The sequence below is a fragment of the Mycobacterium sp. genome (assembly GCF_049280035.1).
Lineage (GTDB): Bacteria > Actinomycetota > Actinomycetes > Mycobacteriales > Mycobacteriaceae > Mycobacterium.
The window spans coordinates 1-6451 of sequence record NZ_JBAPPI010000341.1 but is presented as its reverse complement, the minus strand read 5'-3'; the positions used below and the strand labels follow the sequence as shown (position 1 = coordinate 6451).

Sequence of the window (6451 nt, the reverse complement as noted above, 5' to 3'; positions counted from 1 at the left end):
GACTGGAAGTTCGCCGTCACCGCCAACGGCCGCCACAGCCTCACGCACTACGACACCATCGAAGCCTTCGTCGCCGCAAGTCTGCTCGACGTACATCTGGAAACCGGCCGCACACACCAGATTCGGGTGCACTTTGCGGCGTTGCATCACCCCTGCTGCGGCGACCTGACGTACGGGGCTAATCCGAAGCTTGCGAAAAAGCTTGGGCTGGAACGTCAATGGCTGCACGCTCGGTCGTTGGCGTTCACACATCCCGCTGACGGACGGCAAATGGAGATTGTCAGCCCCTACCCGGCGGATCTGCAGCACGCCCTGGACGTGTTGGGCGACGGCGCTTGATCTCCCGTCGTACCCGCAGCAGTGCGATACTTCGCGGCCTCGCCGGTGGTGGGCAGATGCGGCCGCAAGCCTTCGAACCACTCGTCGCCGACGATGTTGGGCGCGTCCGCACGGCGGACGTCGCTGAGCTGTGGCTTACGGGTGCGGCTTTCGGACCTCGACAAGAACCCGGGATGCGGACGCCACATAGGGCCCGTCACGGGTGATGCGGTCATGCAGTTCGCGGAGCCGCTCGCGATAGCGGTCGACGGTGAAATCCGGCACGGTCCAGACCACCTTGCGCAGAAAATAGATGACGGCGCCGATGTCGAAGAACTCGACGCGCAGGCGCTCCATCCGCAGATCCACGATCTGCAGTCCGGCCGAGTGTGCCTGAGCGCCTTGGGTATCCGGGTGAAACTCGGCCCATTTCTGGGGCTGCGGTCCGATGAAGTATTCGACCAGCTCGGACATTGTTGCGGGTCCGATCTGCTGGGCGAAGTAGGTTCCGCCCGGCCGCAGCACCCGGGCGATCTCGCTCCACCGCACTGAAATTGGATGTCGGCTGGTCACCAGGTCGAACGCCTCGTCGGCGAACGGCAGCGCCGGCTCGTCGCGGATTGCCACCACCACGACGCCGCGCGGGTGTAGCAGTTTGGTGGCCAGCGCCGCATTGGGTGGCCATGATTCGACGGCGGCCATCGTCGGCGGGAACTTCTCCGCCCCGGCCAAGACTTCGCCACCGCCGGTATCGATGTCCAGAGCGGCCGACACGGTGGCCAGCCGCCGGCTCATTTGCCGCTGGTAGCCCCACGAGGGGCGCTGTTCGGTGGCGCGGCCGTCCAGCCACGAGAAATCCCAGCCGTCCACCGGCGCGGCGGCGGCCTCGGTAACCAAATCCTCGAATGTTCGGGGCATGCATGCATTGTCGATCGGGGCGGGTGTCGATCGTCATTCAGGTGACATCATCGAGCCGGAAAGGACACCACCATGCAGTACTGCCTGCTCATGCACTATCAGGAGGGCCCCGAGATCGGCCTGACCGAGGAGGACATGGCCCCGGCGCGCGCAGCGTTCGCCCGCTACGCCGACGACCTCGACGCTGCGGGTGTGCTGATCGGCTCTCACGTGCTGCAATCGGCCGTCGCCGCGACGACGTTCACCGCGCGCAACGGCACTCCCACCGTTCAAGACGGCCCGTTCGCCGACACTAAAGAGCGCCTCGGCGGGGTATTCGTCATCGACGTGACCGACCTGGACGCCGCATTGGCGTGGGCGAAGCGCTGCCCGGCCGCCGACTGGGGTTCCGTCGAGATCCGGCCCGTCGCGGTCACCTACGCCAGCGGCAAAGGCTGGTACAGCCCTGAGTGAGGCGCAGGATCGGGTCGCCGAGCTGGTTCACACCAGCTACGGCCGGCTGCTGGCGGTGCTCGCCGCGGGCAACGGCGACATTGCCGCCGCCGAGGACGCCATCGCCGACGCGCTGGAGCGGGCCCTGACCCGATGGCCGGCCGAGGGCATCCCCGCCAACCCGGAAGGCTGGGTGCTCACCGTAGCCCGCAACCGGCTGCGCGACCACTGGAAATCACACGCCTACCGGATGACCGACCCGATATCCGAAATTCCAGGCGATACAATCGAATTCAACACCGACGCCCTTCCCGACCGGCGTCTCGAGTTGATGCTGGTGTGCGCTCACCCGGCGATCGCCGCAAATTGCCGCACCCCGTTGATGCTGCAGACCGTGCTCGGCGTCGACGCCGCGGCGATTGCGGAGGCGTTCGCGGTGCCCGCCGCGACGATGGCCCAGCGGCTGGTACGCGCCAAACGTCGCATCCGCGACGCCCGCATCCCGTTCGTACTCCCCGCCCGCGCCGACCTCGACGAGCGGTTGCCCGCTGTGCTCGAGGCCGTGTACGGCGCGTATGCGATCGACTGGCAAGCAGCAGGTGCTGCCGACGAATCGCTGTCCGCTGAGGCGCTTCATCTTGCGCTGGTGCTCGTCGAGCTGCTTCCCGACGAAGCCGAGGCGCTGGGTCTGGCGGCGCTGGTCTGTTTCTCGGAGTCGCGCCGAGCGGCCCGACGCGCCGGCGATGGTGCGTTCGTGCCGCTCGACCAACAAGACCCGGCACTGTGGGACTCGGCGCTGATCACCCGCGGCGAGGCCTTGCTGCGCCGGGCCCACGGCTTTGGTCGACCGGGCCGCTACCAGTACGAGGCGGCGATCCAGTCGGCACACTGCAGCAGACCGGTGGACTGGCCCGCACTGCGTCGCTTGCATCGTGCTCTGCTTCGGGTCGCGCCGTCCTTGGGTGGGGCGGTGGCTCTGGCGGCCGTCGATGCCGAGATCGACGGACCGGATGCCGGTCTGCAGACGCTGGACGCGATCACCGATCCGGCGGCGCAGCGGTTCCAGCCCGCCTGGACGACGCGCGCGCACCTGCAGGCCCGGGCCGGGCGCTTTGACGAAGCCCGATCGGCGTATCGACGGGCGATTGAGCTCACCAAGGATCGCGGCGTGGCCGATTACCTGCGCGACCGGCTCGAGAACCTCGCCGCCCGCTAAGAGCCGCTTGCCGCCGTATTGGCTGGCCGGATCTTGAAGGAGATCCGAAGCTTGGTCCGGAAGGTGATCCCACCCGTTTCGTCCATCGCCATGTCCTGCTGGAGGACTTCGGCGACACGGATGTCCTCGATGGTCTGCTGTGCTCGCCGCACAGCCTCGGTCGCCGCGTCCTCCCATGACGTCGGGCTCGTCCCGATGAGTTCGGTGACCCGGTACACGCTCATGCCCGCCTCCTCAGCTTGACGAACACCAAGCTAGAGGACAACTTAGAGGACAACAAAGAGGAGGGGTAGAGCCTTGTCTGGAGATCCTTTGTTATCGGACGCCGCGCTGTAACGGTGAGGTTCGCCGAGCGTGCAGTCGACGCGGGACCCAGGCCGAGACAATTCGCAGCCGACGCACGCTCGGCGAAGTGTGATGGGGCCGATCAGACGTCGGCCGTGGCGTGATCCGATGCGATGTCGGCGGCCAACGGTGAAATGGCACCGAGGATTTCGGCGATCGTCGCCTCGGGCACACCGGCCGCCAACAATGAGTCCGTCAAGTGCCCGGCCACCAGGTTGAAGTGATGCACGGTGATCCCGCGACCCTGATGGACTCGCTTCATCGGCGCGCCGCTGTACGGCTCGGGCCCGCCGAGGGCAGCCGCGAAAAACTCGACCTGCTTGCCCTTCAGCCGGTTCATGTTCGTTCCGGCGAAAAAGCCCGACAAGTGATCGTCGTCAAGCACGCGGCAGTAGAAGTCCTCGACGACGACTTCGAGAGCCTCATGGCCGCCGATCCGGTCGTAGACGGTGTCGGCTTTGTGCTTGCGGAGAATTGAGAGCATTCGCATGCCCCTAGCGGACCATCCCGCGGTTGCCCAACAGTTAGCGAGCCATCACCGAGCGATTACCCGGCGTAACAAGCCGATTGCCAGAGAATCACCGGAAAGTTCGACCGTTCTAGGAGAGACTCGGTGGGGAATCCACGGAGAACATCACGGGGAGCGAGAATTCTATGAATCTGGGTGATCTGACCGGTCTCGTCGAGAAGCCGTTCGCCGCGGTGTCCGACCTCCTCAACACCCCAAACTCAGCCGGCCGATACCGACCCTTCTACCTGCGTAATCTGCTCGATGCGGTGCAGGGGCGCACGCTGGACGATGCCGTCGACGGCACGATCACCCTCATCACCGGCGGATCGTCGGGCATCGGCGAAGCAGCGGCGAAGAAGATCGCGGAAGCCGGCGGCGAGGTGGTCCTGGTCGCGCGTACCCAGGAAAACCTGGAAAAGGTCGCCAGTGAAATTCGAGCAAGTGGCGGCACCGCGCATGTCTACCCGTGCGATCTGTCCGACATGGATGCCATCGCCGCGATGGCCGACAATGTGCTCGCCGATCTCGGCGGCGTCGACATCCTGATCAACAACGCCGGACGATCGATTCGGCGCTCGCTGGCGCTGTCCTACGACCGCATTCACGACTATCAGCGCACCATGCAGCTGAACTACCTCGGCGCGGTACAGCTCATTCTCAAATTCATTCCCGGTATGCGGGAACGTGGGTTCGGGCAGATCATCAACGTGTCCTCGGTCGGTGTGCAGACTCGCGCGCCGCGGTTCGGCGCCTACATCGCCAGCAAGGCAGCGTTGGACAGCCTGTGCGACGCGCTGCAGGCCGAGGTCGTCAGCGACGACATCAAGTTCACCACCGTGCATATGGCGTTGGTGCGGACGCCGATGATCAGCCCGACCAAGATGTATGACAAGTTCCCAGCGCTGACTCCCGACCAGGCGGCCGGCGTGATCACCGATGCGATCGTGCACCGGCCCCGGCGGGCCAGCTCACCGTTCGGGCAGCTCGCCGCCGTCGCCGACGCCGTCAACCCGGCCGTCATGGACCGGGTGCGCAACCGCGCGTTCGGCATGTTCGGTGACTCGTCGGCGGCCAAGGGAGACGAATCCGACAGCCACACACCGGAATTCGACCCGAGAAGCGAAACGTTCGTGCGGGCTACCCGCGGAATCCACTGGTGAGGTAATCATGAGCCTTCCGAAACCGAGCAACCAGGCGGCCGTCGTCATCACCGGCGCCTCCTCGGGCATCGGCACCGAGCTGGCCAATGGTCTGGCCCGGCGCGGCTACCCGCTGGTGTTGGTCGCCCGCCGTCGGGAACGCCTGGACGAGCTCGCCGATGAGCTGCGCACGCAGCACTCGGTCGGGGTCGACGTCATGCCGCTCGACCTGGGCGACGCCGGGTGCCGGGGACAACTGGCCGAGCGGCTGCGCAGCGAACCGATAGCCGGCTTGTGCAACAGCGCCGGCTTCGGCACCAGCGGGGTGTTCCACACGTTGCCGGTCGAGCGAGAAAGCGAACAAATCACGCTCAACGCGCTGGCGCTGATGGAGCTCACCCATGCGGCGCTGCCCGGCATGGTCGATCGCGGCGCGGGAGCGGTGCTCAATATCGCCTCCATCGCGGCGTTCCAGCCGTTGCCGGGCATGGCGGTCTACTCGGCCAGCAAGGCCTTCGTCCAGACCTTCTCGGAAGCCGTCCACGAGGGGCTGCACGGAACGGGGGTCTCGTGCACGGTCTTGTGTCCGGGCCCGGTGCCGACCGAGTGGGCACAGATCGCCGACGCCGAACACGTAAACATGGGCTTCGCACAAGTCTCGCCGCACGACGTTGCTGAAGCCGCGATCGCGGGGATGCTCGACGGTAAGCGCAGCGTCGTGCCCGGGTTGGTGCCGAAGGTGGCCAGCCTCGGCGGTCGGTTCGCACCGCGCAGTGTGCTGCTGCCCGCCCTGCGGATCGGCCGGAAACTGCGCGGTTAGGCGCGCCCGACCGGCTGCGCCGAAGACCCTCGGATCGGGCAAATTGCCGGTAACCTAACCGGATGTCGCGGGGGGCTGACGCAGCGACTGCGCCCGAAGCCAACGGCCTCTTCGGAGGGGTGGGCGCCTTTGTGGTGCGGTGGCCCTGGGTCGTCATCGGGTTCTGGGTCACGCTGGCCGCCGTTCTGTCGCTGACGTTTCCACCGCTGACAAAGATGGCCAGCGAGCGGCCGGTCGCTATCCTGCCGTCCAACGCGCCGGTGATGGTCACCACCCGGCAGATATCCGAGGCGTTTCACCAATCGGGGTCAGAGAATGAGAACGTCCTGTTGGTGGTTCTGACCCACGAGACGGGATTGGACCCCTCCGACGACGCCACCTACCGCGCGCTGGCCGACAACCTGCGGCCGGACACTCGAGACATCGTTTTGCTGCAGGATTTCATCAGCACACCGGCCCTGCGCGAGGCCATGACCAGCAAGGATCACAAAGCCTGGTACCTGCCAATGGTGCTCGCCGGCGGAGTGGGTACACCCGAATTGCACGCGGCGTACGGGCGGGTCGCCAACATCGTCAAACAAACCGTCGCGGGATCCACGCTGACTGCAAACCTGACCGGCCCGGCGGCCACCGGCGACGACCTCACGTACATCGGTATTCGCGATATGCATGTGATCGAGACCGCCGTCGTGCTCATGGTCCTGCTCATCCTGTTCGTCATTTATCGAAATCCGGTCACCATGATGTTGCCG

General features: G+C 66.0%; 9 protein-coding genes and 1 pseudogene. 6 read left to right on the top strand and 4 right to left on the bottom strand.

All coding sequences use genetic code 11. The features are described 5' to 3' along the window. Positions 1–339, top strand: a 339-nt coding sequence (locus WAN71_RS11475; RefSeq protein WP_422225441.1) for an RluA family pseudouridine synthase, incomplete at its 5' end; no start/stop codon positions are given. A gap of 17 nt (positions 340–356) precedes the next feature. Here WAN71_RS11475 and WAN71_RS11470 read toward each other — a convergent pair. Both WAN71_RS11470 and WAN71_RS11465 read right to left on the bottom strand, forming a co-directional pair. Beyond that, positions 357–455, bottom strand: a pseudogene (locus tag WAN71_RS11470) (hypothetical protein); the annotation flags it as partial. A gap of 19 nt (positions 456–474) precedes the next feature. Beyond that, a complete protein-coding gene (locus WAN71_RS11465; protein WP_422225440.1) occupies positions 475–1236 on the bottom strand; it encodes a class I SAM-dependent methyltransferase in 762 nt (253 codons plus the stop codon). Positions 1237–1308: 72 nt separating this feature from the next. Here WAN71_RS11465 and WAN71_RS11460 point away from each other — a divergent pair, with 72 nt between their 5' ends. Together WAN71_RS11460 and WAN71_RS11455 are read left to right on the top strand one after the other, a co-directional pair. Beyond that, positions 1309–1689 (top strand): YciI family protein, encoded by a 381-nt coding sequence (locus tag WAN71_RS11460; protein ID WP_422225439.1) that lies wholly within the window; start codon positions 1309–1311, stop codon positions 1687–1689. After that, entirely contained in the window at positions 1682–2884 is a 1203-nt protein-coding gene (locus tag WAN71_RS11455) for an RNA polymerase sigma factor (protein ID WP_422225442.1), read from the top strand. Before WAN71_RS11460 ends, WAN71_RS11455 begins: the two co-directional genes overlap by 8 nt. On the opposite strand, the gene WAN71_RS11450 is transcribed toward WAN71_RS11455, so the two are convergent. Together WAN71_RS11450 and WAN71_RS11445 are read right to left on the bottom strand one after the other, a co-directional pair. Then, a complete protein-coding gene (locus tag WAN71_RS11450) occupies positions 2881–3108 on the bottom strand; it encodes a dodecin family protein (RefSeq protein WP_422225438.1) in 228 nt (75 codons plus the stop codon). The two genes, WAN71_RS11455 and WAN71_RS11450, sit on opposite strands and share 4 nt — an antisense overlap. A 203-nt stretch (positions 3109–3311) precedes the next feature. After that, the gene (locus tag WAN71_RS11445) at positions 3312–3719 is read right to left on the bottom strand and encodes a group I truncated hemoglobin (protein WP_422225437.1); all 408 of its coding nucleotides are present in this window, start codon (positions 3717–3719) and stop codon (positions 3312–3314) included. 164 nt (positions 3720–3883) lie between these two features. Between WAN71_RS11445 and WAN71_RS11440 the strand changes: the two genes are divergently transcribed. From WAN71_RS11440 to WAN71_RS11430, 3 genes are all read left to right on the top strand, one after another. Then, the gene (locus WAN71_RS11440) at positions 3884–4900 is read left to right on the top strand and encodes an SDR family NAD(P)-dependent oxidoreductase (protein ID WP_422225436.1); all 1017 of its coding nucleotides are present in this window, start codon (positions 3884–3886) and stop codon (positions 4898–4900) included. Positions 4901–4907: 7 nt separating this feature from the next. After that, positions 4908–5699, top strand: coding sequence for an SDR family NAD(P)-dependent oxidoreductase (locus tag WAN71_RS11435; protein ID WP_422225435.1), 792 nt, complete (start codon positions 4908–4910; stop codon positions 5697–5699). 62 nt (positions 5700–5761) lie between these two features. After that, on the top strand, positions 5762–6451 hold a 690-nt coding region (locus WAN71_RS11430; protein WP_422225434.1), incomplete at its 3' end, for an MMPL family transporter.

Bases quoted from the DNA above. Each gene is read 5' to 3' on its own strand.
- WAN71_RS11445 (WP_422225437.1), bottom strand. From the start codon at position 3,719: ATGCGAATGCTCTCAATTCTCCGCAAGCACAAAGCCGACACCGTCTAC.
- WAN71_RS11465 (WP_422225440.1), bottom strand. From the start codon at position 1,236: ATGCCCCGAACATTCGAGGATTTGGTTACCGAGGCCGCCGCCGCGCCG.
- WAN71_RS11450 (WP_422225438.1), bottom strand. From the start codon at position 3,108: ATGAGCGTGTACCGGGTCACCGAACTCATCGGGACGAGCCCGACGTCA.
- WAN71_RS11440 (WP_422225436.1), top strand. From the start codon at position 3,884: ATGAATCTGGGTGATCTGACCGGTCTCGTCGAGAAGCCGTTCGCCGCG.
- WAN71_RS11460 (WP_422225439.1), top strand. From the start codon at position 1,309: ATGCAGTACTGCCTGCTCATGCACTATCAGGAGGGCCCCGAGATCGGC.
- WAN71_RS11435 (WP_422225435.1), top strand. From the start codon at position 4,908: ATGAGCCTTCCGAAACCGAGCAACCAGGCGGCCGTCGTCATCACCGGC.